General features: G+C 64.3%; 23 protein-coding genes. 14 read left to right on the forward strand and 9 right to left on the reverse strand.

The genetic code is table 11. The features are described from left to right. Positions 1-5: 5 nt before the first annotated feature. Both JQ572_RS07990 and JQ572_RS07995 read right to left on the reverse strand, forming a co-directional pair. On the reverse strand, positions 6-6,299 hold the full coding sequence (locus JQ572_RS07990; RefSeq protein ID WP_211382470.1) for a HAMP domain-containing protein: 6,294 nt from the start codon (positions 6,297-6,299) through the stop codon (positions 6-8). A 404-nt stretch (positions 6,300-6,703) separates the two neighbouring features. Further along, entirely contained in the window at positions 6,704-7,213 is a 510-nt protein-coding gene (locus JQ572_RS07995) for a DUF305 domain-containing protein (protein WP_211382471.1), read from the reverse strand. 96 nt (positions 7,214-7,309) lie between these two features. Between JQ572_RS07995 and JQ572_RS35015 the strand changes: the two genes are divergently transcribed. Both JQ572_RS35015 and JQ572_RS08000 read left to right on the forward strand, forming a co-directional pair. Next, complete coding sequence (locus JQ572_RS35015; protein WP_249128924.1) at positions 7,310-7,504, forward strand: hypothetical protein; 195 nt, start codon at positions 7,310-7,312, stop codon at positions 7,502-7,504. Positions 7,505-7,824: 320 nt separating this feature from the next. Further along, on the forward strand, positions 7,825-8,040 hold the full coding sequence (locus tag JQ572_RS08000) for a hypothetical protein (protein ID WP_211382472.1): 216 nt from the start codon (positions 7,825-7,827) through the stop codon (positions 8,038-8,040). Between the two features lie 167 nt (positions 8,041-8,207). Here JQ572_RS08000 and JQ572_RS08005 read toward each other — a convergent pair whose 3' ends face one another. Then, complete coding sequence (locus JQ572_RS08005; protein ID WP_211382473.1) at positions 8,208-8,456, reverse strand: hypothetical protein; 249 nt, start codon at positions 8,454-8,456, stop codon at positions 8,208-8,210. A 176-nt stretch (positions 8,457-8,632) separates the two neighbouring features. On the opposite strand from JQ572_RS08005, the gene JQ572_RS08010 reads away from it, so the two are divergent. The 3 genes from JQ572_RS08010 (at position 8,633) to JQ572_RS08020 (ending at position 10,146) form a co-directional block, all read left to right on the forward strand. After that, the gene (locus JQ572_RS08010) at positions 8,633-8,800 is read left to right on the forward strand and encodes a hypothetical protein (protein WP_211382474.1); all 168 of its coding nucleotides are present in this window, start codon (positions 8,633-8,635) and stop codon (positions 8,798-8,800) included. Positions 8,801-9,148: 348 nt separating this feature from the next. Continuing rightward, a complete protein-coding gene (locus tag JQ572_RS08015; protein ID WP_211382475.1) occupies positions 9,149-9,523 on the forward strand; it encodes a PRC-barrel domain-containing protein in 375 nt (124 codons plus the stop codon). A 392-nt stretch (positions 9,524-9,915) separates the two neighbouring features. Then, the gene (locus tag JQ572_RS08020; protein ID WP_211382476.1) at positions 9,916-10,146 is read left to right on the forward strand and encodes a hypothetical protein; all 231 of its coding nucleotides are present in this window, start codon (positions 9,916-9,918) and stop codon (positions 10,144-10,146) included. 592 nt (positions 10,147-10,738) lie between these two features. On the opposite strand, the gene JQ572_RS08025 is transcribed toward JQ572_RS08020, so the two are convergent. After that, on the reverse strand, positions 10,739-11,206 hold the full coding sequence (locus JQ572_RS08025) for a winged helix-turn-helix transcriptional regulator (protein ID WP_211382477.1): 468 nt from the start codon (positions 11,204-11,206) through the stop codon (positions 10,739-10,741). A 163-nt stretch (positions 11,207-11,369) separates the two neighbouring features. Here JQ572_RS08025 and JQ572_RS08030 point away from each other — a divergent pair, with 163 nt between their 5' ends. From JQ572_RS08030 to JQ572_RS08045, 4 genes are all read left to right on the forward strand, one after another. Further along, on the forward strand, positions 11,370-12,107 hold the full coding sequence (locus JQ572_RS08030; RefSeq protein WP_211382478.1) for an SDR family oxidoreductase: 738 nt from the start codon (positions 11,370-11,372) through the stop codon (positions 12,105-12,107). Positions 12,108-12,170: 63 nt separating this feature from the next. Further along, complete coding sequence (locus JQ572_RS08035; protein ID WP_211382479.1) at positions 12,171-13,172, forward strand: NAD(P)H-dependent flavin oxidoreductase; 1,002 nt, start codon at positions 12,171-12,173, stop codon at positions 13,170-13,172. Between the two features lie 106 nt (positions 13,173-13,278). Further along, complete coding sequence (locus JQ572_RS08040; protein WP_211382480.1) at positions 13,279-13,698, forward strand: hypothetical protein; 420 nt, start codon at positions 13,279-13,281, stop codon at positions 13,696-13,698. 185 nt (positions 13,699-13,883) lie between these two features. Further along, positions 13,884-15,458, forward strand: a complete 1,575-nt coding sequence (locus JQ572_RS08045; protein WP_211382481.1) for an alkaline phosphatase D family protein — start codon at positions 13,884-13,886, stop codon at positions 15,456-15,458. Here JQ572_RS08045 and JQ572_RS08050 read toward each other — a convergent pair. Further along, positions 15,455-15,676, reverse strand: coding sequence for a hypothetical protein (locus JQ572_RS08050; protein ID WP_211382482.1), 222 nt, complete (start codon positions 15,674-15,676; stop codon positions 15,455-15,457). The genes JQ572_RS08045 and JQ572_RS08050 overlap by 4 nt on opposite strands. A gap of 245 nt (positions 15,677-15,921) precedes the next feature. Between JQ572_RS08050 and JQ572_RS08055 the strand changes: the two genes are divergently transcribed. After that, positions 15,922-16,740 (forward strand): aldo/keto reductase, encoded by an 819-nt coding sequence (locus JQ572_RS08055; protein ID WP_211382483.1) that lies wholly within the window; start codon positions 15,922-15,924, stop codon positions 16,738-16,740. Positions 16,741-16,810: 70 nt separating this feature from the next. Here the strand turns inward: JQ572_RS08055 and JQ572_RS08060 are convergent, their stop codons facing one another. Both JQ572_RS08060 and JQ572_RS08065 read right to left on the reverse strand, forming a co-directional pair. Next, positions 16,811-17,029, reverse strand: a complete 219-nt coding sequence (locus JQ572_RS08060) for a hypothetical protein (RefSeq protein ID WP_211382484.1) — start codon at positions 17,027-17,029, stop codon at positions 16,811-16,813. 95 nt (positions 17,030-17,124) lie between these two features. Then, positions 17,125-17,577 carry a hypothetical protein gene (locus JQ572_RS08065; RefSeq protein WP_211382485.1) on the reverse strand — a complete coding sequence of 151 codons (453 nt, stop codon included), beginning with the start codon at positions 17,575-17,577 and terminating at the stop codon, positions 17,125-17,127. 157 nt (positions 17,578-17,734) lie between these two features. On the opposite strand from JQ572_RS08065, the gene JQ572_RS08070 reads away from it, so the two are divergent. Together JQ572_RS08070 and hpaD are read left to right on the forward strand one after the other, a co-directional pair. Next, positions 17,735-18,007, forward strand: coding sequence for a helix-turn-helix domain-containing protein (locus JQ572_RS08070; RefSeq protein WP_211382486.1), 273 nt, complete (start codon positions 17,735-17,737; stop codon positions 18,005-18,007). 18 nt (positions 18,008-18,025) lie between these two features. Continuing rightward, positions 18,026-18,880 carry a 3,4-dihydroxyphenylacetate 2,3-dioxygenase gene (gene hpaD / locus JQ572_RS08075; RefSeq protein WP_211382487.1) on the forward strand — a complete coding sequence of 285 codons (855 nt, stop codon included), beginning with the start codon at positions 18,026-18,028 and terminating at the stop codon, positions 18,878-18,880. A gap of 10 nt (positions 18,881-18,890) precedes the next feature. Here hpaD and JQ572_RS08080 read toward each other — a convergent pair whose 3' ends face one another. Further along, a complete protein-coding gene (locus tag JQ572_RS08080) occupies positions 18,891-20,126 on the reverse strand; it encodes an aminotransferase-like domain-containing protein (protein ID WP_211382488.1) in 1,236 nt (411 codons plus the stop codon). Between the two features lie 79 nt (positions 20,127-20,205). Beyond that, positions 20,206-20,733 carry a DUF3124 domain-containing protein gene (locus JQ572_RS08085; protein ID WP_211383508.1) on the reverse strand — a complete coding sequence of 176 codons (528 nt, stop codon included), beginning with the start codon at positions 20,731-20,733 and terminating at the stop codon, positions 20,206-20,208. A gap of 67 nt (positions 20,734-20,800) precedes the next feature. Here JQ572_RS08085 and JQ572_RS08090 point away from each other — a divergent pair, with 67 nt between their 5' ends. Together JQ572_RS08090 and ribB are read left to right on the forward strand one after the other, a co-directional pair. Next, on the forward strand, positions 20,801-22,531 hold the full coding sequence (locus JQ572_RS08090) for a cation:proton antiporter (protein WP_211382489.1): 1,731 nt from the start codon (positions 20,801-20,803) through the stop codon (positions 22,529-22,531). Positions 22,532-22,723: 192 nt separating this feature from the next. After that, complete coding sequence (ribB, locus tag JQ572_RS08095; RefSeq protein WP_211382490.1) at positions 22,724-23,800, forward strand: 3,4-dihydroxy-2-butanone-4-phosphate synthase; 1,077 nt, start codon at positions 22,724-22,726, stop codon at positions 23,798-23,800. The last annotated feature ends 47 nt before the right edge of the window (positions 23,801-23,847 follow it).

Consider the following 23,847-nt stretch of genomic DNA (forward strand, 5'->3'; position numbering starts at 1 on the left):
CAAACTCAACGGTGCAGCCACATGCGGATCGCAAGCAGCAATTGATCGGTGTTGACGGGTTTGGCGAGGTAGTCGGACGCGCCGGCCTCCAGGCATTTCTCGCGGTCGCCCTTCATCGCCTTGGCGGTCAGCGCGATGATCGGAAGGCGGGCGAAGGCCGGATTTTCACGGATGACGCCGATGGTCTGGTAGCCATCCATCTGCGGCATCATGATGTCCATCAGCACGATGGCGATTTCCGGATTGGATTCGACCAGGGTCACCGCCTCGCTGCCGGTCGTGGCCGTCAGCACCTTCATGCCACGCCGTTCCAGCACGCTCGACAGCGCGAAGATGTTGCGGGCATCGTCGTCGACGAGCAGCGCGGTCCTGCCGATCAGGTCTTCGTCGGAACTGTTCAGCTTCTCCAGCATGCGCTGCTTCTCGACGGGAAGTTCCGTGATCACGCGGTGCAGGAACAACGCGGTCTCGTCGAGCAGGCGCTCCGGAGATTCCACACCCTTGACCACGATGCTGCGCGCCATGGTGTGGAGTTCCGCATCTTCCTCGGCCGACAGCTCGCGGCCGGTGAAGACCACGACCGGAACGTTCGACAGCGCGTCGTCGTTGCGAATCTGGTCCAGTACATCGAAGCCGCTCATGTCGGGCAGCCGCAGGTCGAGCACGACGCAATCACAAGGCGACTCGCGCAGCATCGAGAGTGCGTCGGCGCCGGTGCCGGTCGTCACGATCTCGATGTCGTCGTGATGCAGCAGTTCGCGGATCGAGAGCTGCTCGGCCTCGTTGTCCTCGACGATAAGCAGCCGCTTGCGCCGCGGTCGCGCATATTCCTTGATCTGCGTCAGCGCGGCCGAGACGCCCTCGGTCGTCGTCGGCTTGTTGACGAAGGAGAAGGCCCCGCGCGCCAGCGCATGCTGGCGGTCCTCGTCGAGCGTGATGATCTGCACGGGGATGTGGCGGGTCAGCGGATTGTGCTTGAGCTGGCTCAGCACGGTCCAGCCGAGCATGTCGGGCAGGAACACGTCGAGCGAGACCGCTCTCGGCTGATACTGCTTCGCAAGCTCCAGCGCCTCCGCGCCGCGGGCGGCGACCAGGACCTTGAAGCCCTTGTCGCGCGCGAGGTCGACCAGAACGCGCGCGTAATGCGGGTCGTCCTCGACGATCAGGAGGATGCTGTCGCCGGGTTCGAGGTTGAGCCGGTCGTCGGAAAGCTGCTCGATGACGCGTTGCTGTTCGGGCATGGTGGGCTGCAGCGCCGGCGGCTGGCTGTATTGAGACGAAGGTGCGGCGCGCGGCGCGAGCGTCGGGCCGGAGTATTTCAGCGGCAGATAGAGCGTGAAGCACGACCCCTTGCCCGGCGAGCTGCGCAGGTGGATTTCGCCGCCGAGCAGGCTTGCGAGCTCGCGGCTGATCGCAAGGCCGAGGCCGGTGCCGCCATATTTGCGGCTGGTGCCGGCATCCGCTTGCTGGAACGCCTCGAAGATCAGCTTCTGCTTCTCAAGGGGAATGCCGATGCCGGTGTCGGACACTTCGAACGCGATCACGGCCGGTGCCGAGTTCAGCACCGGGTGATCCGTCCCCCAGCCGCCGACCGCGCCGGCGACCGTCAGGCGCACTTCGCCTTCGGCGGTGAACTTGAAGGCGTTGGAGAGCAGGTTCTTCAAAACCTGCTGCAGGCGCTTGGAGTCGGTGACGATGCTGCGCGCGAGATTCGGATCGACGTCGATCTTGAACGACAAATTGCGGTTTTCCGCCTCGTGACGGAACGGTCGCCCGACGGTCTCGAGCAGGTTCGCGGTCAGGATTTCCTCGGCGTCGACCGTCACCGTGCCGGACTCGATCTTGGAGAGATCGAGAATGTCGCTGATGAGATTGAGCAGGTCGGTGCCGGCGCCGTGGATGGTGCGGGCGAATTCGACCTGCTTGCCAGTGAGGTTGCCGTCCGGATTGTCGGTGAGCTGCTGTCCCAGGATCAGGATCGAGTTCAGCGGCGTGCGCAGCTCGTGGCTCATATTGGCGAGGAATTCGGACTTGTACTTCGAGGTAAGCGCAAGCTCGGTCGCCTTTTCCTCCAGCGCGCGGCGGGCCTGCTCGATCTCCTGGTTCTTGCGCTCGACCTCGACGTTGCGCTCGGCGAGCTGCTGCGCCTTTTGTTCGAGCTGGTCGTTGGTCTGCTGCAATTCGCGCTGCTGGGTCTGGAGCTCGCCGGCGAGCTGCTGCGACTGCTTGAGCAGGCCTTCGGTCTGCATCGTCGCCTCGATCGAGTTGAGCACGATGCCGATCGAGTCCGTGAGCTGCTCCAGGAATGTCATCTGCGAGGTCGTGAACGAGGTCAGCGAGGCGAGCTCGATCACCGCCTTGACCTGGCCCTCGAACAGCACCGGCAGTACGACCAGGTTCTTCGGTGCGACGCGGAACAGTGCCGAATTGATCGGCACCACGTCGGCCGGAATGTCGGCGATGACGCGCGGCCGTCGGTCGAGGGCGCATTGGCCGATCAAGCCGTCGCCGAGCGGCAGCACGCGCTGATACGGATAGACGCCGTCGCCGGCGTAGGAGGCGAGCAGCAGAAGCTGCGGACTGTCCTCGCTCTCGACCTGGTAGATCACGCCGGTATGCGCGTTCACCAGCGGCGACAGCTCGGTGAGCAGCAGCCGGCCGACGGTGGCGAGGTCGCGCTGGCCCTGGAGCATGTTGGTGAATTTGGCGAGGTTGGTCTTCAGCCAGTCCTGCTCGGTGTTCACGTCCGTCGTCAGACGGAGGTTCGTGATCATCGTGTTGATGTTGTCCTTCAACTCCGCGACTTCGCCGCGGGCATCGACCTGGATCGACCGTGTCAGGTCGCCCTTGGTCACGGCGGTCGCGACTTCCGCGATCGCGCGCACCTGCGAGGTGAGGTTGGCCGCCAGCAGGTTGACGTTGCCGGTGAGGTCCTTCCAGGTGCCGGCTGCGCCGGGCACGTTGGCCTGGCCGCCGAGCCGACCCTCGACGCCGACCTCGCGCGCCACCGACGTCACCTGGTCGGCGAAGATCGCCAGCGTCTCTGTCATGTTGTTGATGGTGTCGGCGAGCGCCGCAACCTCGCCCTTCGATTTCACGGTGAGGTTCTGCTTGAGGTCGCCGTTGGCGACCGCGGTCACGACCTTGACGATGCCGCGGACCTGCTCGGTCAGGTTCGCCGCCATGAAATTCACGGTGTCGGTGAGGTCCTTCCAGGTACCGGCGACGCCCGGCACCGCGGCCTGACCGCCGAGCTTGCCCTCGGTGCCGACCTCGCGCGCGACGCGCGTGACTTCGCCGGCGAAGGCGTTGAGCTGGTCCACCATGGTGTTGATGGTATTCTTCAGCTCGAGGATTTCACCCTTCACGTCGACGGTGATCTTGCGGGACAAGTCACCGCGCGCCACAGCGGTGGTCACTTCGGCGATGTTGCGGACCTGCGTGGTGAGGTTCGCCGCGAGCAGGTTGACGTTGTCGGTGAGGTCCTTCCAGGTGCCGCCGACGCCGGGCACGACCGCCTGACCGCCGAGCCGTCCCTCGGTGCCGACCTCGCGCGCCACACGCGTCACTTCGGCGGCGAAGGAGCGGAGCTGCTCGACCATCGTGTTAAGCGTGTCCTTCAACAGAAGGATTTCGCCGCGCACGTCCACGGTGATCTTCTTCGACAGGTCGCCGCCGGCGATCGCGGTCGCGACCTCGGCGATGTTGCGGACCTGTGCCGTCAGGTTCGAGGCCATGAAGTTGACGTTGTCGGTCAGGTCCTTCCAGGTGCCGGCAACGCCGGGCACCTCGGCCTGACCGCCGAGCTTGCCCTCGGTGCCGACCTCGCGCGCGACGCGCGTCACTTCGCCGGCAAAGCCGTTGAGCTGGTCCACCATGGTGTTGATGGTGTTCTTCAGCTCGAGGATCTCGCCCTTCACGTCCACGGTGATCTTGCGCGACAAGTCCCCGCGTGCCACGGCGGTGGTCACTTCGGCGATGTTGCGGACCTGGGCGGTCAGGTTGCCCGCCATCGAGTTGACGCTGTCGGTGAGGTCTTTCCAGGTGCCTGCGACGCCGGGCACGTTGGCCTGACCGCCGAGGCGGCCTTCGGTGCCGACCTCGCGCGCGACGCGCGTCACCTCGCCGGCGAAGCGATTGAGCTGGTCGACCATCGTGTTCAGCGTGTCCTTGAGCTGAAGGATCTCGCCGCGGACGTCCACCGTGATCTTGCGCGACAGGTCGCCGCCGGCGATGGCGGTAGCGACCTCGGCGATGTTGCGGACCTGGGCGGTGAGGTTGCCCGCCATCGAGTTGACGTTGTCGGTGAGGTCTTTCCAGGTGCCGGCGACGCCGGTCACCTGCGCCTGACCGCCAAGCTTGCCCTCGGTGCCGACCTCGCGTGCGACGCGCGTGACTTCGCCGGCGAAGGCGTTGAGCTGGTCCACCATGGTGTTGAGCGTTTCCTTCAACTGAAGGATTTCGCCCGACACGTTCACGGTGATCTTCTTCGACAAATCGCCCTTGGCCACCGCGGTCGCCACTTCGGCGATGTTGCGGACCTGGCCAGTTAGGTTCGAGGCCATCGAGTTGACGCTGTCGGTGAGGTCCTTCCAGGTGCCGGCGACGCCGCGCACCTGGGCCTGGCCGCCGAGCTTGCCTTCGGTGCCGACCTCGCGCGCGACGCGCGTGACTTCGCCCGCGAAGGCGTTGAGCTGGTCCACCATCGTGTTGATGGTGTCCTTCAGCTCCAGGATTTCGCCGCGAACGTCCACGGTGATTTTCTTGGAGAGGTCGCCGCCCGCGACCGCGGTCGTCACCTCGGCGATGTTACGGACCTGTGCCGTCAGGTTCGAGGCCATCGAGTTGACGCTCTCGGTGAGGTCCTTCCAGGTGCCGGCGACGCCGAGCACGTTGGCCTGGCCACCGAGCCGTCCCTCGGTGCCGACCTCGCGTGCGACGCGCGTGACTTCGCCGGCGAAGGCGTTGAGCTGGTCCACCATCGTATTCAGCGTTTCCTTCAGCTGAAGGATTTCGCCGGACACGTTCACCGTGATCTTCTTGGAGAGGTCGCCGCCGGCGATGGCGGTGGCGACATCGGCGATGTTGCGGACCTGTGCCGTCAGATTCGACGCCATGAAGTTGACGTTGTCGGTGAGGTCCTTCCAGGTACCGGCGACGCCCGGCACCTGGGCCTGGCCGCCGAGCTTGCCTTCGGTGCCGACCTCGCGCGCGACGCGCGTCACTTCCGAGGCGAAGGAGTTGAGCTGGTCCACCATCGTGTTGATGGTGTCCTTCAGCTCCAGAATCTCGCCGCGCACGTCCACGGTGATTTTGCGCGAGAGGTCGCCGCGCGCCACGGCGGTGGTGACGTTGGCGATGTTGCGGACCTGCGCGGTGAGGTTGCCGCACATCGCGTTGACGGAGTCGGTCAGGTCCTTCCAGGTGCCGGCGACGCCGGGCACGATCGCCTGGCCGCCGAGCTTTCCGTCGGTGCCGACCTCGCGCGCCACGCGCGTCACTTCCGAGGCGAAGGAGCGGAGCTGGTCCACCATCGTGTTGATGGCTTCCTTGAGCTGAAGGATCTCGCCGCGGACGTCGACCGTGATCTTCTTGGAGAGGTCGCCATTGGCGACCGCGATCGTCACCTCGGCGATGTTGCGAACCTGGTTGGTCAGGTTGTTCGCCATCGAGTTGACGCTCTCGGTCAGATCCTTCCAGACGCCGGTCACTTCCGGCACCTGGGCCTGGCCGCCGAGCTTGCCTTCGGTGCCGACCTCGCGCGCGACGCGCGTCACCTCGGAGGTGAACACGCCGAGCTGCTTGATCATGGTGTTGACGATGTTCGCCGACTGCAAAAACTCGCCGCGTAGCGGGCGGCCGTCGACGTCGAGCTTTACGGTCTCGAGCAGGTCGCCCTGCGCCACGGCTGCGACCGCGCGCGTCACCTCGCGCGTCGGCCACAACAAATCGTCGATCAGCGTGTTGACGGAGCCTTCCATGTCGGCCCAGGAGCCGCTGGCGAGGCCGAACTTCACACGCTGGCGCGTCTTGCCTTCGCGGCCCACCACCTGGCCGACAAGCTCGAGTTGCTGAGCCATGCGCTGGTTGGCGGCGATGATTTCGTTGAAAGTGTCGGCGAGCTTGCCGTCGATGCCGAGATAGTCGCCGCTCATGCGCACGGAAAAATCGCCGCTGCGCATGGCCTGCAGGGCGAGCAGCAATTCCGCCCGGGAATCCGGCTCCGACATGCTGTTGGTTTTTGGCTTTGGGACGCGACGACCGGAGCGTGATCCAGTTCCGGGATCGAGGTCGCTCATACTGATTCCCCCGCAGGCGTCGGCCGAATCCAAGGCAAGACGCGATTATCAAAATAGAGCGTCAGCCAAATTCGAAATCAAGCACCAACGTGGCGGCGCCGGGAATTGGAACCTGCTTTGCTCAGCCCAACGGAGATAATCCCCATGGGACGGAATGGTTCCATCGCGGCCTCCAGGATTTTCGGGCCGGAGGTGCTTGTCCCCTGTGCCTGTTTGGGGCTCGGGGCCATCGGCTTTCCGGAACGGAGAGTCGGCCCTGCCGTTAGGCCGCCAACACAGGGAGAGCGTCCATGAGAGCAGGATTAATTGTCGTCGGGGATGCAGGCCGGGACAGGATGCCGGAAAGCGATCGCACCGTTTGGCCGGAGAGCCAGCAACATCATCCGGGTAACAAATGATAAAGGTTACTTGTCCGCCATGGTGCGTTCGGCGTCCTTGACCTGTGAGCGCAACAGCGGGAGCTGCTCGCGCGCGAACGCTGCAAGGGCGGCGTTGTCGGGGGCCTTGAGGTAACGTTCGAGCAGGTCGATGACCGATTCGTATTCGGGAATCTGCGCGGCATAGAAGCTTCTTACGTAACTTGGTCCGTCCGAGGTTTCGGGCTGGACCAGGGCGCTTGCGCGGGCTGTCTTGGCGACGCGCGGTTCGGTGCCGATCGCTTCCTGAATCTGTTTCAGTACCTTGTCGCGCCAGTCTGCTTCTTCGGCGCGCAGGGCGGCAAGGTTGTTGACCTCCGCATTGCCCTTGAGGTCGGTGCTTTCCAGCAGGCCCTGCTGGAAGCGGCTGAACGCGTAGAGGCCGCTGACGACCTCGGTCGCGGTCGGCGGGGGATCGCCAAGGCGCCGCTCCCCGGTGCTGTCGGCGAGCGCCGCAGTGCTGACGAACGTCAGGACTATCGCGACAAGAATCTTCATGGGCATTCAACGGCGGACGGTGGGGCGAAGTTCCGCCCGTGTTACGATCCCGTAAGGGCGCTTGCGACGCGAAGGTTCCGTCCCCAATTTGAGTTCATGAAACAGTCTGATATCTTCAGGGACAACGCCGACAACTGCCTTCAGCTCGCAGAGCGGGCCGAAGGACAACCGGCGCACAAACGCTTTTCACGGATGGCGGACGCGTGGACGGCACTCGCGCACGAGCAGGAATGGCTCGACGGCGAGGTCCCGCCCGTCGTGGTCCGCATCCCTCGACAGCGGGACGCGTGACGCTCTCGTTTTCGTGAATCTGCGTGTGAGACTGCTCACGGAGTGCAAGCGACCAATTTGGGATCATTCGGGAACAGTCGATCGCGCTGATTTTCGATTCCAGAAGGAGGTTTTTGCAATGGCTCCACGTCTGGCTCTTCTCTCACTCATTCTCGCCTTTGGCGTCTCAGTCGCGTTCGCGACGGTGACGACCGTGCGGCAGGTGCATCATGAAAATGCATCGCCTGCCTTCCACGCGGCGCATATCTAGCGTCTTTCCGGAACATTCGACGCGGCCGGGCGCAAGCGCTTCGATGGATCAAGAGAGGCGAACGAACATCATGGCGAATTCGCATCAAGGCATCGTCAAGGACCAGCGCGGCGAGGAGCAGCCGCGTGACAAGCAGCGGGCACAGACCGTCCACAAGACGGATCCGCAAGCAAGCCGCAAAGGCTCGCCCTCGCGAGAGGCGACGCGCGATCCGAAGCTGAATGACGAGAGCAAGACGCCGGGCTCAGGGGCGATGCCGGACGGTTCAAACGACGCGACGGGCTAGTTCCCACGAGGAACGGATCCGCTCGCAAAAAATCGACGGATTGTTTCCGGTAGTCATGCCCCCGGTGCGCCGGAAGCAATCTCCAAGGACGGCCCTGGAACCCTCGGTGCCGGGGCGGGTCGTTTGCTTGTGCGGGTCGTTTGCTTGTGGATGTCTCGTAAGACAGGTCAATCCTCTGCGTCGCGGTCGCCACCGATCGGCGCGTGCCCGTCCGGGCCGCGCGCGAAGACGCCGTAATTGCTCGACTTGACGCCGCTGCCCGCATCGTCTCCCACAGCGGCTAGGCCGAGCCTGAGCAGCTCGCGAACGGCTGCCGCCCGCGTCGGCATGCGATGCTTGAACCGGAAATCGTCGAGAGCAGACAGTTCTTCCGGCGAGAGCATCACCTGAAGCCGCTCGGCGCGGAGGTCATTCATTGGAAATCACTCCAAATGAGCTGTTTGAGTAGTTTACTCAACAATCCAATTTGGCAAGAGTTCCGCAAGCTGAGCCACAGGCGTCAAATGAGTAAAAAAATAAAATGAAATCAATAAGTTAAGTTGTTTTATCGGGTCCCGGAAAGGCGTATCCTTGGCCAAAAGGGAGAGACGTCATGACGGAAGAAGTCAGATTGCCCCGCAAGCTTTCCGAAGAGACCGAAGCAGCCAAACCGGTGCGCCCGAGCCACCAAAAGGTCATCGACCAGGCGGAGCGCTGGGCCAACAGTCCGGGCCTTCAACCGCCGAAGTCGCAGCCTTCGCCCAGCGCGAAAGCGGTCTAAGGTTTCAAGAAGGGAGAGCCCTTTAACGAGGGCGAACAGGCCGATCGGTGCGCGGTCCGTAGGAGGCGATGCGAAGCCTGCGCCTGAGCAACCAGGCCGATACGGAAATGACGGCCCAAACCGTCGATGCCGCGATGAAGGCGAGTGCGACGCTGGCCCCGACAGCGACATGAAACACACCTCCGAAACCGGCGCGCAGACCGAAGGCGACCACAAGCCAGGCGCCGAAGGCGAGGATCGTGGCGGAGCGCGCCGAGACGAAGCCTCATCAGCACGTGACGCGGAGCACACCGGAACGATCGCTCGTCTATCCGGGTTGCCTCCACACTGGCTGAGTGGAGAATTGAAATGCTGAATCAAGTCGAACTGGACCAAAGCGAGATGGGCAAGTTGATCGGCAGCGACAAGGTCGAGGGAACATCGGTCTATGGCGCCGATCGCAACAAGATCGGCTCGATCGAACGCGTGATGATCGACAAGGTCAGCGGCAGGGTGTCCTACGCCGTGCTCGGCTTCGGCGGCTTTTTGGGCCTCGGCAACGACCACTATCCGCTGCCCTGGCAGTCGCTGAAGTACGATACGGAGCTTGGCGGTTATGTTACCGGCATCACCACCAAGGAACTGGAAGGCGCGCCGAAATACCGCGAACGGAATGATTGGAACTGGAGCGATGACGCCGCGGTCCGCGGCATCAACTCCTACTACGGCGTCCCATTCGCGTAGGTCAGACCGACTGGGGTTCGCACGGACAGACGGACAAGCCCTGGAAGGGATCTCCGGAGAAGGAGCAGGGATCGGACGAGGTGAAGCCCGACCTCGAGAAATGGCACGTGACGAAGACGCACTGACACACCGGTGCGTCTCGTTCCGATACCCCCGCTGGCGCGCAGCCCCTGCAATGTTGAAGCTGTCATTGGACAGTTCCACTCGGCGACGCTTCTGGCAAGGCTCGTAAAGCTCGAACTGGGAGAGCGTAGCCACTAGCGCGAGCGTTCCAGCGCCACGACGATCAGGGCCCGGATGCCGTTCTGATCGGCCGCGCCGTTGATCCAGGTCAACGTGCGCCGACCGAGACAGGCATGTCTGGTCGTGGGGCTAAACCATGGAGAGCACGCATGATCAGGTTGTTTGCCGCCGCTGCGTTTGCCGTAGCCATTGCAACGTCGGCGCAGGCGATGTCGCCCGCGCCGCTTCATCAGCCGGACGGCATGGCCACACGGGTCGCCTTCCTTTGCGGGCCGGGTCGGACGTTGGTCGGCGGCGTCTGCATCTCCAGAGTCGCCAAACGGCAAATCCGCAGATGTGCGGTGTGGGGCGCGGGCCATGTCTGCCGTCAGTGGCACTGATGCCGGACGAAAGTGACGGACAATGAGAGCTCGCCGCTGTTGTCAGTGCAGGGAGCGGCGAGCCTCACGCGGACCTTAATAACAGGGTGGATACGGATAGTAACCACAGGCCCTGCGGTAGCGATAAGCGCCATAGGCCGCGGCGCCTCCCACCGCGGCCGCACCGTAATAGGCGCGCCGGTGCACTCTGCGGTTGACGCCTGCCACGCTCATCGGTGTAAGCGGTCGCCCAACTCTCGCCTCGGCGCGATCAAGCGATACGGATGGCCCGTTCGCCGGCGAGTAATCCGGCGACAGCGGAACTGCGGTCAAGAGCCCAGCCATCACGATCAGTCCAAGAAGCTTGGCGGTTCTTGTCATGTGTTCTCTCCCTGAGATGCGATCATCAGAGGGAACGTGTCATGGCGTTCGGGCTCACCCTTGACCAATATCAATGGAACCCAACTCCAATGCGCCGCAGAAAATCGAGCTGGTCGCGAGCCGTATCGTGCATCTTCGCGCAGTCGTGGGCACGATAGCGTGCACAATGACGTGGCTGTCGAGTTCGCCAGCGCGGGCTGAGCGGCGATCGCCGTAGCGACCTCGCGTCCGTTCACCCCGCCACCGCCTCCTTACGCCCCGGTCCCGGATGCACATGCACCTGCTTCGCATGCAGCACCTCGCCGCATTCCGAGCACACCATCACCGGGTCGAACTGCTTGCCGCAGGTCTTGTGCTCGTGCAGCAGCGGGCGGCCGCGTTCGTCGCCCATGTGGGCGTCGCCCCAATGCACCATCGCCATGATGATCGGGTAGAGGTCGAGGCCCTTCTGGGTGAGGATATATTCATAGCGTTTGGGCGCCTCTGAATAGGGGACGCGGCGCAGGATGCCGAAGCGGACCAGCTTCTTCAGCCGCTCCGAGAGCAGGTGCCGCGTGATCTGAAGCGAGGATTGAAAACCCTCGAAGCGCCGCACCCGCAAAAAGCATTCGCGCAGGATCAGCAGCGTCCAGCGGTCACCGACCACCGCGACGGTGCGGGAGAGCGAGCAGGGCTCTTCGTCCAGCGTGTCCCATTTCATGATGCCGTCTCCCGGCCGAGCCTAGTAAGTCAGAAAAAGGAACTGACTTGAATGATCAGCGCTATTTGCAAAGAAACCTAACAGTCCGTCGCGAAGTTTGACAGTTCTATTTTAGAACTATAGCCTTCGGCCCAATTACACGCTCTCACCGGAGGAGGCGACTTTGCCCAAGCGAAACGCGACAGCTGCCGTGATCGGGGCCGGCGATTTCATCGGCTCGGAGATTGCCAAGAAGTTTGCCGCCGAAGGTTTCGCGGTCTTCGCCGGCCGCCGCAACGGCGACAAGCTCGCGCCGCTGGTGCGGGACATCGAGGCCGCGGGCGGCGAGATCCATGCGCGTTCGCTCGATGCGCGGAAAGAGGAGGAGGTCATCTCCTTCCTCAACGACGCCGACAAGCACGCGCCGCTGGACGTCTGCATCTTCAACGTCGGCGCCAACGTCAATTTTCCGATCCTCGACACCAGCGAGCGCGTGTTCCGCAAGGTCTGGGAGATGGCCTGCTATTCCGGCTTCCTCGCGGGGCGCGAAGCGGCGCGGCTGATGCTGGCGCGCGGCGGCGGCAAGATCTTCTTCACCGGTGCGACCGCGTCCCTGCGCGGCGGCAGCGGCTTTGCCGCCTTCGCCAGTGCCAAGTTCGGCCTGCGCGCGGTGGCGCAGGCGATGGCGCGCGAGCTTGGGCCGAAGAACATCCACGTCGCCCATCTCATCATCGATTCCGGCGTCGACACCGAATGGGTGCGGCAGCGCCGGCTCGAAGCCCTCGGGCCCAATGCGCTCGACAATCCCGACCTCCTGATGCCGCCATCGGCTGTGGCCGATTCCTATTGGCAGCTCTATCAGCAGCCCAAGAGTGCCTGGACCTTCGAGATGGAGATCAGGCCGTTCGGAGAGAAATGGTGACCGCCGCGCAAAAGTCCGGCTAGACTGATCCAAACACAAATCGAAACTTCGGGAGGCCCAAACGTGAAGACCGCGATCACCGAACTGTTCGGCATCGAGCACCCCATCATCCAGGGCGGCATGCATTTCGTCGGTTTTGCCGAACTGGCTGCCGCCGTCTCCAATGCCGGCGGGCTCGGCATCATCACCGGTCTCACGCAGAAGACGCCGGAATTGCTCGCCAAGGAGATCGCGCGCTGCCGCGGCATGACCGACAAGCCGTTCGGCGTGAACCTCACCTTCCTGCCGACCTTCGCGGCGCCGCCCTATCCGGAATACATCGCGGCCATCGTCGAGGGCGGCATCAAGGCGGTGGAGACCGCGGGTCGCAGCCCGGAAGCCTACATGCCGGCGCTGAAGGCCGCTGGCATCAAGGTCATCCACAAATGCACGTCGGTCCGGCATTCACTGAAAGCCGAACGCATCGGCTGCGACGCCGTCAGCGTCGATGGCTTCGAGTGCGGCGGTCATCCCGGTGAGGACGACATCCCCAACATGATCCTGCTGCCCCGTGCGGCGGAGGAGCTGAAGATTCCGTTCGTCGCCTCCGGCGGCATGGCGGACGGCCGCAGCCTCGTTGCGGCGCTCTCGCTGGGCGCGGCCGGCATGAACATGGGCACGCGCTTCATCGCCACCAAGGAAGCGCCGGTGCATCAGAACGTGAAGAACGCGCTGGTCGCGGCCACCGAGCTCGACACCCGCCTGATCATGCGGAGCTTGCGCAACACCGAGCGCGTGCTCAAGAACGCCAACGTCGATCGCCTGCTCGAGATCGAGCGCGAGAAGGGCGACAAGCTCAAGATCGACGACATCCACGACCAGGTCGCGGGCGTCTATCCCAGGATCATGCTGGAGGGCCAGATGGATGCGGGCGCCTGGAGCTGCGGAATGGTGGCCGGCCTCATCCACGACATCCCCTCATGCAAGGAACTGGTGGATCGCATCATGGGCGAAGCGGAAACCATCATCCGGAGCCGCCTGATGGGGTTCCTGGACGGGACGGGTGCAGCGCGAAAGGTCGCCTGACACCGCAAACTTCTTAACCACGGCGGCATTTGGCCGCTGGAATTGCGCGCGACGCCTCCTAGATAGAAGTAAATTACCCCTTAACAATCAATTTCAGGAGGCGTCCGTGGTCCTGAAGAGCGTATCTTTTGTCGTTGCCCTCGGCGTCGTGCTCGCATGGGGCGGCCTCGCGCGCGCTGATGATTACAAGCCCGGTGAATATCTCGGCCTTGACCTGTCCAAGGCAGTCCTGTCGCCGAAGCGGCTCGGGCCCGAGACGCAATTCGCTCCTGTTGCGCTGGAGGCGCGCGGCGGCAACGAAGCGCAGGCGCGGGCCGAACCGGTAGATGTGCCGAAGAAGGTCGCGGCTGAACGTGTGCATGTGTCCGAGCCGAAGGTCGCGCACGCCAGGCCCGCGCAGCCGCGCGGCGCCGCTCGCACCAGACTCGCGCATCGTCACGGCAATCCTCTGGATGCGCAGGCGATGGACACCCGAATCCAGACCTGGCCGTGCCGCAGCGGCGGCATCTGCAACTGGAAGCATTAGCTGGCGAGACAGCCGGACCCAACGCTCTCCCCGTAAGAACGGGGCGAACGAGTGCACCGTCGCGCAGGTGTAGCCCGATCCGTCATCTGTCCGTCGCAAAACGGTAGGCATGGAGTCAAGAAACCGTAAGCCGGGAGTCAAACGGCGCAGGCACCTTCCGTCGCGATTCGACGAAGGTTCCCTGAATGGCAACGCTCCGCGCCGCGCGCGCCTGGACCCGGCGGCAGTTCCTGGTCCGCTCCACCTCAAGCCTCGCCGTCGCCTCGCTCGGCACACTCGCCAAGCCGCACCTCGGCCGCGCCGCGGATCGTCCGCAGATCGCAGGCGGCATCCAGTCCGGCGATATCTCGGACGGCTCGGCTGTGATCTGGGCGCGCGCTGACCGGCCTGCGCGCATGCAGGTGGAGTGCTCGACCGTCGAGAGCTTCAAGACCGTCATCGCGTCAGCTTCGCGCGATGCGTTGCCGGACGCCGACTTCACGTCAAAAGTCCTTCTGAACGATCTGCCACCGGGGCAAGACATCTTCTATCGAGTCCGCTTCGACGACATCGCGACCGGCGTTGCCGGCGAAACCCGCGTCGGCCATTTCCGCACCGCGCCGTCTGCCGGCCGGTCGATCTCGTTCCTGTGGTCGGGTGATGTCGCGGGGCAGGGCTGGGGCATCGACATCTCGCGCGGCGGCTATCGCAGCTATCGCACGATGCTCGACAACCGCCCGGACTTCTTCATCCACTCCGGCGACCACATCTACGCCGACTGCACGATTCCCTCCCAGCAGAAGCTGCCGAACGGAGAGACCTGGCGCAATCTGGTGACCGAGGAGAAATCCGAGGTCGCGCACACGCTGGCGCAGTTCCGCGGCAACTACAAATACAACCACCTCGACGAGCATTTCCGCGCTTTCCACGCCGAGGTGCCGATGTTCGCGCAGTGGGACGACCACGAGGTCACCAACGACTGGTCGCCGACCGGCAGCTATGACGACGCCGGCCACGAGGACGACGGCACGCCGCGTTTGGTCGCGCGCGCCCGCCGCGCCTTCTTCGACTTCATGCCGATCCGCGACATCGGCGCGCGGAAGGGGCGGGTCTATCGCAAGATCGCCTATGGTCCGCGGCTCGATGTCTTCATGATCGACATGCGCAGCTATCGCGACGACAGCTGGAACAAGGGCGATGACCATCGCGGCTGGATCCTGGGCGCCGAGCAGCTCGCCTGGCTGAAGCGCGAGCTCGCCGCCTCGCGCGCTACCTGGAAGGTGATCGCCGCCGACCTGCCGATCGGCCTCGTCAGCCCGGATGCGGTTGCGCTCGGCGACGGGCCGCCCGACCGGCGCGAGCACGAAATCGCCGATCTGCTGGCCTCGATCAAGCGCACCGGTGTTCGCAACATCGTCTGGCTCACCGCCGACATGCACTACACCGCTGCGCATTATTACGATCCAAACAAGGCGCAGTTCAGGGATTTCGAGCCGTTCTGGGAATTCGTCTCCGGTCCCCTGCATGCCGGCACCTGGGGGCCGGGCGAACTGGACGACACGTTTGGTCCGGTCGCGATGTACCAGAACGGATGCAGCGAAGCGCAGGGCGAGAATCTGGCGCCCTGCTTCGGCTTGCAGTTCTTCGGCCGCGTCGATATCGACGGCCGCAACGGCGTGATGACCGTGACGCTGAAAGACGTCGACGACCGCGACCTCTGGTCGGTCGACATCGAGCCGCAGCCGCAGGCACGCCCGGCCGTGGTGGCGCAGCATTCCTAAGGCATGCGCAGGCCGATGCCGCCGCGCACGGGCCGGGTCACGGGCTGCGGGGCTTCTGCGCGCGCATTCATCCAGGCCGGCAGCTGCGGGGCCGTGGATTGCCGGACGAAAAACTCGCCCTGCTTGGGTGAGCCCATATAGGCGAAGCCGTCGGCATAGGTCGGCGTGGCACCGGCAAGGGCGGCCGCCAGGATGGCCATCGTCAGAATCGTCTGCATGATCGTCTCCGTGTCGCGTGCGGCCGGAATGACCGCCATGGTCTGATGCTGACAGGAGAGGGGCATAAGCTGAAATGCCGTTTGGCTGTCGCGGCGATGCCCGCCGGCTATTTTGCTAACCCGATCTTGATTGGTCCAGGGGTGCCATCCGCGCTAAAGTGCCCGCTCCCGCCGCCTCTTTTCCATCACCGAAGAGTCCGTTCCCGCGGACCCACCGCGCGCTGAAATACGTCAGGAGTTAACTCATGGGCAATCTGAAGACACAGGGCATCAGCATGCCCAAGCTCGGCCTCGGCACATTCCGCATGCAGGGCGATGCCTGCCGCGACGCGGTCGAGAGCGCGCTGTCGATCGGGTATCGCCACATCGACACGGCCGAGATGTACGGCAACGAGGAACCGATCGGCGCGGCTCTCGCCGCGGCGCGGCTGCCGCGCAGCGAGCTGCATGTCACGACGAAGGTCTGGCACGAGAATCTGGCGCCGGACGCGATCCGACGGGCCTTCGACGCCAGCCTGAACAAGCTGCGACTCGACCATGTCGATCTCTATCTCGTGCATTGGCCGTCGAAAGCCGCGAACTGGGGCGCGGTTTTCGACACCTTGATGAAGCTGAAGGAGGAGGGGCGCACGCGGGCGATCGGCGTTGCCAATTTCACCACGGCGCTGCTCAAGATCGCGGTCGAGGACATCAAGGCGCCGATCGCCTGCAACCAGATCGAATATCACGCCATGCTCGATCAATCGAAGGTGCTGGCCTATCTCCAGGCCAGGTCGATTCCGCTGGTCGCCTATTGCCCGCTGGCACAGGGACGCATCGCCTCGGATCCGGTGCTGGCGGAGATCGGCACCAGGCACAATGCGACGGCTGCGCAGGTTGCGCTGAAATGGCTGCTCGATCAGGACGGCGTCGCGGCGATCCCGAAGGCCGCGCGCCGCGAGAGCCAGCAGGCCAATCTCGACGCAATGAAGATCACGCTCGACGATGCCGACCGCAAGAAGATCGCTGCGTTGCCCAAGGACAGTCGCTGCGTCAATCCCGGCTTTGCGCCGGCGTGGGATTAGCTTTGCCAGCACAGTTTTGAGACGCAAAGAAATGGCCCCGCGAGGGGCCATTTCCATGATGCGTTAGGCATTAATCCCAGTGGTGACGGTGACCACGCTTGACCACCACGACCCGGTCGCGATGGTGCCAGCCGCGATGCCAGCCATGGTCGCGATGCTCGCGCATTTCGGCGCGGGCGCCGTAGCCGTGATGGCCGCTCTTGATCACCACCGTTTCGGCATTCGCCATCGTCGGTGCAACGATCGCGAGCGCGCCGAGAGCCGCAACCACAAAACCAAGCTTCTTCATGATGTCCTCCTCCAATTCAATGCCAATGAGAACTGCGCATGCGCGCGAACGTTCCGGAGGAACGGGAAGAGAATTCTGAACACTTGTTCAGGTAGTTAATCGCAGCGTTGCTGCGCGGGTGTCGGCGCGCCGGTGGCGACGTATTTGCCGTCCCTGATCGTGTACTGGCCGCGCTCGCTGCGATTGTAGATCGCACGCAGCCTTCCTTGCTTTGACACCAGCAGGCCGAACTCTCGCGTCTGCTGGAGCGAGGGGAAGTACACCATCAGATTGAGCAGGCCCTCGGCGTTGACCGTTGCGGACACCACTTCGTTCTCGTCCCTGGCCTCGCCGAAATCACGCCGGTACATCACCCGGCCGTCCTTCCGGATCTCGTAGGTCAAGAGGGCGCCCTTGTCGCGGTCGGGCCGAGCTGCGCAGTCGACCGCCCATGAGCCGAGCAGGCCCCATTGCTCGACCGTTGCCGCAAGCGACCCGGCGCCGGCTGCGGCGGTGAACGCGACCCACAGCACCGCTGCCGCGATCAAGCGGCTCAAACCACGCGTCATGTCCTGAAGATCCCCGCCTCGAAGAATTCCAAAGTGTAGCAGCCTGCTCGCAGCCGTCCATGGCAGCAGCCGATCGCGCGCGAATTTGATCCGCGTCAATGAGGCGGCCTGATTGCCCTGTAGGATGGTGCTTCCGGTAGGCGAATTGGATAGATCGATGCTGAATCAAGTCGTGGATTTTGCGGGCGAAGTGCTGCCGGGGAGCCGTGCCGCGCCGCCTTACTCCGAGACCGCGTTTCTGGCCGAGCTGGGCGACCGCCTGAGGTCCTCGCGCATGCGCTGCGACCTGTCGCGCCGCGAACTCGCCCGCCGCTCCGGGATTTCCGAGCGCTACATCGCCCAGATCGAGGCCGGTAAGGGCAACGTCTCGATCGTGCTGCTGCTGCGGCTGGCCTCCGCGATCCACGGCAGCCAGCCCCAGGCGGCCTGACGCTTTGAGGTGACCGCGATGGGGCAGCTCGTACTGGCAGCGAAGGTCACCCATGTTCCATCCTTGATGTTGTCGGAGCAGCCAGGAAGCTCCTTGCGCGCCGCGCGCGAAGCGGCCGTCCAATCCCTGCGCGAGCTTGGACGGCGGGCGAAACAGCGTGGCGTCACCAGCTTCGTGGTGTTTGACACCCATTGGCTCTCCAATTTCGGCTATCACATCAACGCCAATGCCCGGCATCGCGGCTCGTTCACCAGCCACGAGGCGCCGCAGATGATTCAGGATCTGCGCTACGACCTGCCGGGCGACACGCGGCTCGCCGAGGCAATCGCCAGCGGGGCCGGCGATGCAGGCCTCAATGTCATCGCGCACCAGGTGGCGAGCCTCGGGCTCGAGTACGGCACCATCGTGCCGATGCACTACATGAACCCGGATGGCTTCGCGAAGGTGATCTCGGTCGCCTCGCCGCTGTTCACGTCCTTCGAGGAAAGCCGTACCCTCGGCGAAGCGACGCGCCGTGCGATCGAGAAATCCGGCGAACAGGTCGCGATCGTTGCCAGCGGCTCGCTCTCGCATCGGCTCTGGCCCAACAAGAAGCTGGGCCCTGAGGCGTGGACGAGTGTTGCCAGCGAGTTCAACCGCCAGGTCGATCTCCGCGTGCTCGAGCTTTGGCAAAGCCGCCGCTACCGCGAATTCCTCGACATGCTCCCGGACTATGCCACCAAGTGCAATGGCGAAGGCGGCATGGCTGACACCATCATGCTATTCGCCGCGCTTGGCTGGTACGAGTACCATGGCAGAGCCGAGCAGCTCTGCGAGTACTTTCCGTCATCCGGCAGCGGCCAGGTGAACGTGGAGTTTCACGTCGAGGCGTGAGGCATAGCCTTCACGCTCGCGCCTTCTCGACATTGGCGCTGCGGGCTGGCACGCCGAACTCCCGGCGGCAGACCTCGGCCAGCACGGCGACGCCGTCGCGGATCTGCTGATGCGAGGGGCTTGCAAAGCACAGCCTGAGGCGCGAGCTGGAATGGCTCTTGTCGGTCGACCATTCCGGCCCCGGGTTGATCGAGACGCCGGCCGCGAGTGCAGCCTGGTACAGCTTCAGCGTGTCGACCTGATCGGGCAGCTTCACCCACAGGAAGATGCCGCCCTTGGGCTCCTCGAACTCGGCCGCGGTGCCGAATTGCTCGTTGAGGGCTTCCATCAGCGTATCGAGCTTGGTGCGCAGCGCCTTGGTCAGCGCCGGCACGTGGCTTGCGAAGTGCGGCTTGCAATAGGCGGCGAGCACCATCTGCTCCAGCGCGCCGGAGCCGGCGTCCGTCTTCAGTGCCAGCATCCGCGACATCACATCCCAGGGCGCGACGATGAAGCCGACACGCAGCGCCGGCGCGATCGATTTCGAGAACGAGCCGATATGGATCACGCCGCCGTTCGGGCTCATCGCGTAAATTGCCGGCGGCCGCTGGCCGGACCAGACGAGGTCGGCATAGCAATCGTCCTCGAAAACAGGCACGCCATATTCGGCGGCCAGCCGCACCAGTTCGGCGCGGCGGCTCTCCGGCATGATGCTGCCGGTCGGGTTCTGCACGGTCGGAATGGTGTAGATGTATTTCGGCCGGATGCCGCGGCTCTTCAGGTCGGCCAGCGTCGAGGCCAGCGCGTCCATGCGCATGCCGTCCTCGTCGAGCGGGATGCCCACCACGTTGACCCCGAGCCGTGCCAGGCGGGTCAAGGAGCCCTGATAGCTCTCCTGCTCGAAGATCACGGTGTCGCCGCGGCTCAGCAGCGTCGAGTTGACGAGGTCAAGCGCCTGCAGCGAGCCGGAGACGATCAGCAGATCGTCCACGGTGCAGTTGATGCCGGCATCGCGCTTGAGTTTTGTCACCAGGAATTCGCGCAATGGCAGGTAACCTTGCGGACCATGTGCCAACCCGTAAGTGGCAAGCGATCGGCCCTCACGTTGCAAGGCCGTGCTGGCGGCCTCGATCAGCTCATCCAGTGGCAGCTGCCCGGAATCGTTGTTGCCGCCGACAAAACTGTATTTGGCAAGGCCCGTCCAGCGCGCGGAAGGGGCCGGTAGCCCTGCGGGAAACAGGGGCGCGAAATCGAAGCTGGACGTCATGGGGGCGTTCCTCTTTTCTGTTTCTTGTTGAGCGGCCGGCGTTGCGCCGGTCAGCCTTGCTTCTGTCGTGCCGGCCGCCTCACTTCTTGCCGGCCGTCCGGGTCGGACGGCCTTGGCTGATGAAAGCGTAATGTGCATTGGCGACGCCGCCAACCATCAAGGCCTCGACAACAGGCTCGGCGATCTCGCCCGCGGCGGCCCAGTCGACGAGGAAATTGGCTCCGGTCCCGCCGCGAACGTCGTCGGTCGGAATGAAGATCGAGACGGTGGCCAGAGGCTTCAGCGCCACCTGACCCTTCAGGTAGGTCTCCACCTGCTTGCCTGCCGTGTCGAAATAGGCGATGCGTTTGACCACCAGCGGCTGGGTCTCGGAGGCGTTGTGCACGCTCAAGGTCACCGAGAAGTCGACACGCAGCTTGCCCTGGCTCATCGCGACGCTGGAATAGGCCGGCACGTAGAACCCGCCGGAGACCGTGAGTTCCTCCTTCGGCAGTGCGGTGAGCGAATCGGCAAAGTTTTGTTCGATATTGACCTTGGACTGCGCGGCCGCAGGCAAGACGGATGCGAGCGTGCCTATCAACACGGCGGCAGCGAACGCCAAACGCATGTGACGAATTGCTCGCTTGCCGCGCCGCACTCGATCACTAGGGTGCGGCAAAACGGACCGATCTGGCATGCACGAGCTCATTCGCGACATCACTCTCTGTATTCTGTTTGCCTGGATGCTGGGCTTGCTCGCCCATTTCTCCCGGCAGCCGCTGATCCTGGCCTATCTTATCGCCGGCTTCTGCATTGGTCCATTCGGCGCCGGCTGGGTCAAGTCGCAGGAATCGATCAGCGTCATCTCCGAGCTCGGCCTGATCTTCATGCTGTTCATGATCGGCCTGGAGATCGACCTGAAGAAGATCGTGCGGGCCGGAAAGGTGATCCTGTTCGCGGCGGGCGGCCAGCTCCTCGGCGGCTGCCTGCTCGGGGTGCTGTTCTTCGCCGGCATCGGTCTGTCGCTCGGCGGGGGGCAGTTCGACGCGGTCTATCTCTGCGTCGCCTGCGCGCTGTCGAGCACGGTCATCATCGTCAAGGTGCTGTACGAGAAGCGCGAGCTCGATACGCTGCCCGGCCGTATCACGCTCGGCGTACTGGTGCTCCAGGACATCTTCGCCATTCTCTTCCTGGCGGTGCAGCCGAGCCTTGCCAATCTCGAGATCAGCGTCATCCTGCTCTCGATCGCCCGGGTCGCGGTGCTGGTGGCCGCCGCGCTGTTGGTCAGCCGCTACGTGCTGCCGCGCCTGTTTCACCAGATCGCCCGCCGCCCCGAACTGATCCTGCTCGGCGCGCTCGCCTGGTGCTTCCTGGTCGCCGAGACGGCCGAGCGGCTGTCGCTGTCGCGCGAGATGGGCGCCCTGATCGCCGGCGTCTCGCTCTCGACCTTTCCCTATGCGCTCGACGTCACCGCCAAGGTCACGACGCTGCGCGACTTCTTCATCACGCTGTTCTTCGTCGCGCTCGGCATGACCATTCCCGTGCCAGGCCTCTCCGTGATCGGACTTGCCTTGATGATCGCGGCGTTCACGGTGCTGAGCCGCCTCGTCACCACCTTCGCCCCGCTCTATCTGATGAAGCAGGGCCTGCGCGCCAGCCTGTTGCCGGCCCTGAACCTCGCGCAGATATCCGAGTTCTCGCTGGTGGTGATCCAGACCGGCGTTGCCGACAACCACATCGCAGCCGAGACGGCGAATGCGGCCTCCTTCGCCTTCGTGGTGCTGGCCGTGCTCTCGACCTTCGTGATGACCCGCAGTGACGAGATCACCCGCTGGGCGATCGGCCCCTTGAAGCGCATCGGTCTGAAGGACCTCGACGACGGCCACGCGCACGGTGAGGACGGCCACGAGGGCGGCCACGGCGAGGCCCGCCGGATCGTCATCCTCGGCTTTTTCCGTGCGGCGAGCGCGCTGCTGGCCGAGATCGAACGGCAAGCACCGGTGCTGCTCGAGCAGATCACCGTGATCGACTTCAATCCCAATGTGTTCCAGACGCTGCTTTCGCGCGGCCTGCACGTGATCTATGGCGACATCAGCAGCGCCGACACGCTGCTCCATGCCGGCGTCGGCAAGTCCGAGATGATCATCCTCAGCGTGCCGGATGCGCTTCTGAAGGGCGCCAGCAACGAGAAGCTGGTCCGCCACGTCCGCACCCTCAACCCGACCGCCATGATCGTTGCCACCGCCGATCTCTTGTCGGATGTGGACGAACTCTACGCGGCCGGCGCCAGCTATGTCACCGTGACCCGGCTCAGCGACGCCCATGAGTTGTTCACGGTGATCGAGGCGGCCCAGGCCGGCCTGCTGGCCGACAAGCGCGCCGAGCTCGATCAGCGGCTCGGCGAGCGGCGCGAAGTGCTGCCCTGACGGTGTCCGGCGGCCTTCCTCCCGGGCTATTTGCTCCCAAATCCCTGGTATCTTCGGTGCAAGCCTTCAGCGGTGCACGCCTGAAACCTTCTGACCGGGCCGCCATCGGGCATATGCGGTTGCGTCCAGGACACTAGCGCCCCGGCCCAAGTCCGGCTAAGCCTCCGGGCCATAACCGATAGAGATTGGGAAATGCCCGATAGCGTTCAGGAAGTCTTGCAGGCCTTTGCCCGGGGTGAGCTCGTGGTCGTCACTGACGACGAGGACCGCGAGGGCGAGGGCGATCTGATCGTCGCCGCGTCGCTCTGCACCGCCGAGAAGATGGCGTTCATCATCCGCCACACCTCCGGCATCGTCTGCGCCCCTGTGACCACCGAGGACGCGCGCCGGCTGCGGCTCGATCCGATGGTCGCCCACAACGATTCCGCGCACACCACCGCGTTCACGGTCTCGATCGACTACAAGCCCGACGGCGGCACCGGTATCTCCGCCGAGGAGCGCGCCTCGTGCTGCCGCGCGCTGTCCAATCCCAATGCCGGCGCCAACGACTTCGCCCGTCCCGGCCACATCTTCCCGTTGATCGCCAAGGACGGTGGCGTGCTCCTGCGCTCCGGCCATACCGAGGCCGCGGTCGACCTGTGCAAGCTCTCCGGCCTGCCGCCGGTCGGCGTCATCAGCGAGCTGATGAACGACGACGGCAGCGTGATGAAGGGCGAGCAGGTCGCCCGCTTCGCCGCCCAGCACAAGCTCAAGCACGTCACCATCGCCGACATGATCGCCTACCGCCAGGCGCGCGAGAAGCTGATCGAGCGGGTGGCGACCTTCGTCACCGAGAGCCCGATCGGCCCGCTGCAGGGCTATGCCTACCGTTCGCCGTTCGATTCCATCGCCCACGTCGCCTTCGTCTATAACGGCGTCGGAGACGGCAAGAACGTGCTGACGCGCTTCCACAAGCCCAACATCGTCAAGGACACGTTTACCGGCCACAAGCGCATGGCGGCGGTGCTCGAGCAATTCAAGAAATCCGGCCGTGGCGTGCTGGTTTACCTGCGCGACGGCGCAGCCGGCGTCCCCGTGGCGCCGCTGCCCGATGAGAGCGCGACCGAGGCCGACCGCAACCGCCAGTGGCGCGAGGTCGGTGTGGGCGCGCAGATCCTGCGCGATCTCGGCGTCACCTCGATCCGGCATCTCACCTCATCGGTGCACGACTACAAGGGCCTGTCGGGCTTCGGCATCGAGATCGTCGCCAACGAGCAGCTCGAAAGCTAGCGCTGTCATGCTCCGGCGCGACCTGCGTCCCCGGGATTCACGCAGAC

It is taken from the genome of Bradyrhizobium sp. SZCCT0153, assembly GCF_018129995.1.
GTDB lineage: Bacteria > Pseudomonadota > Alphaproteobacteria > Rhizobiales > Xanthobacteraceae > Bradyrhizobium > Bradyrhizobium japonicum_G.

What these genes read in the sequence shown, in the direction of transcription:
- JQ572_RS07990 (WP_211382470.1), bottom strand. Translation starts at nt 6,299, where the DNA reads ATGAGCGACCTCGATCCCGGAACTGGATCACGCTCCGGTCGTCGCGTC.
- JQ572_RS07995 (WP_211382471.1), bottom strand. Translation starts at nt 7,213, where the DNA reads ATGAAGATTCTTGTCGCGATAGTCCTGACGTTCGTCAGCACTGCGGCG.
- JQ572_RS35015 (WP_249128924.1), top strand. Translation starts at nt 7,310, where the DNA reads ATGAAACAGTCTGATATCTTCAGGGACAACGCCGACAACTGCCTTCAG.
- JQ572_RS08000 (WP_211382472.1), top strand. Translation starts at nt 7,825, where the DNA reads ATGGCGAATTCGCATCAAGGCATCGTCAAGGACCAGCGCGGCGAGGAG.
- JQ572_RS08005 (WP_211382473.1), bottom strand. Translation starts at nt 8,456, where the DNA reads ATGAATGACCTCCGCGCCGAGCGGCTTCAGGTGATGCTCTCGCCGGAA.
- JQ572_RS08010 (WP_211382474.1), top strand. Translation starts at nt 8,633, where the DNA reads ATGACGGAAGAAGTCAGATTGCCCCGCAAGCTTTCCGAAGAGACCGAA.
- JQ572_RS08015 (WP_211382475.1), top strand. Translation starts at nt 9,149, where the DNA reads ATGCTGAATCAAGTCGAACTGGACCAAAGCGAGATGGGCAAGTTGATC.
- JQ572_RS08020 (WP_211382476.1), top strand. Translation starts at nt 9,916, where the DNA reads ATGATCAGGTTGTTTGCCGCCGCTGCGTTTGCCGTAGCCATTGCAACG.
- JQ572_RS08025 (WP_211382477.1), bottom strand. Translation starts at nt 11,206, where the DNA reads ATGAAATGGGACACGCTGGACGAAGAGCCCTGCTCGCTCTCCCGCACC.
- JQ572_RS08045 (WP_211382481.1), top strand. Translation starts at nt 13,884, where the DNA reads ATGGCAACGCTCCGCGCCGCGCGCGCCTGGACCCGGCGGCAGTTCCTG.
- JQ572_RS08050 (WP_211382482.1), bottom strand. Translation starts at nt 15,676, where the DNA reads ATGCAGACGATTCTGACGATGGCCATCCTGGCGGCCGCCCTTGCCGGT.
- JQ572_RS08055 (WP_211382483.1), top strand. Translation starts at nt 15,922, where the DNA reads ATGGGCAATCTGAAGACACAGGGCATCAGCATGCCCAAGCTCGGCCTC.
- JQ572_RS08060 (WP_211382484.1), bottom strand. Translation starts at nt 17,029, where the DNA reads ATGAAGAAGCTTGGTTTTGTGGTTGCGGCTCTCGGCGCGCTCGCGATC.
- JQ572_RS08065 (WP_211382485.1), bottom strand. Translation starts at nt 17,577, where the DNA reads ATGACGCGTGGTTTGAGCCGCTTGATCGCGGCAGCGGTGCTGTGGGTC.
- JQ572_RS08070 (WP_211382486.1), top strand. Translation starts at nt 17,735, where the DNA reads ATGCTGAATCAAGTCGTGGATTTTGCGGGCGAAGTGCTGCCGGGGAGC.
- hpaD (WP_211382487.1), top strand. Translation starts at nt 18,026, where the DNA reads ATGGGGCAGCTCGTACTGGCAGCGAAGGTCACCCATGTTCCATCCTTG.
- JQ572_RS08080 (WP_211382488.1), bottom strand. Translation starts at nt 20,126, where the DNA reads ATGACGTCCAGCTTCGATTTCGCGCCCCTGTTTCCCGCAGGGCTACCG.
- JQ572_RS08085 (WP_211383508.1), bottom strand. Translation starts at nt 20,733, where the DNA reads ATGCGTTTGGCGTTCGCTGCCGCCGTGTTGATAGGCACGCTCGCATCC.
- JQ572_RS08090 (WP_211382489.1), top strand. Translation starts at nt 20,801, where the DNA reads ATGCACGAGCTCATTCGCGACATCACTCTCTGTATTCTGTTTGCCTGG.
- ribB (WP_211382490.1), top strand. Translation starts at nt 22,724, where the DNA reads ATGCCCGATAGCGTTCAGGAAGTCTTGCAGGCCTTTGCCCGGGGTGAG.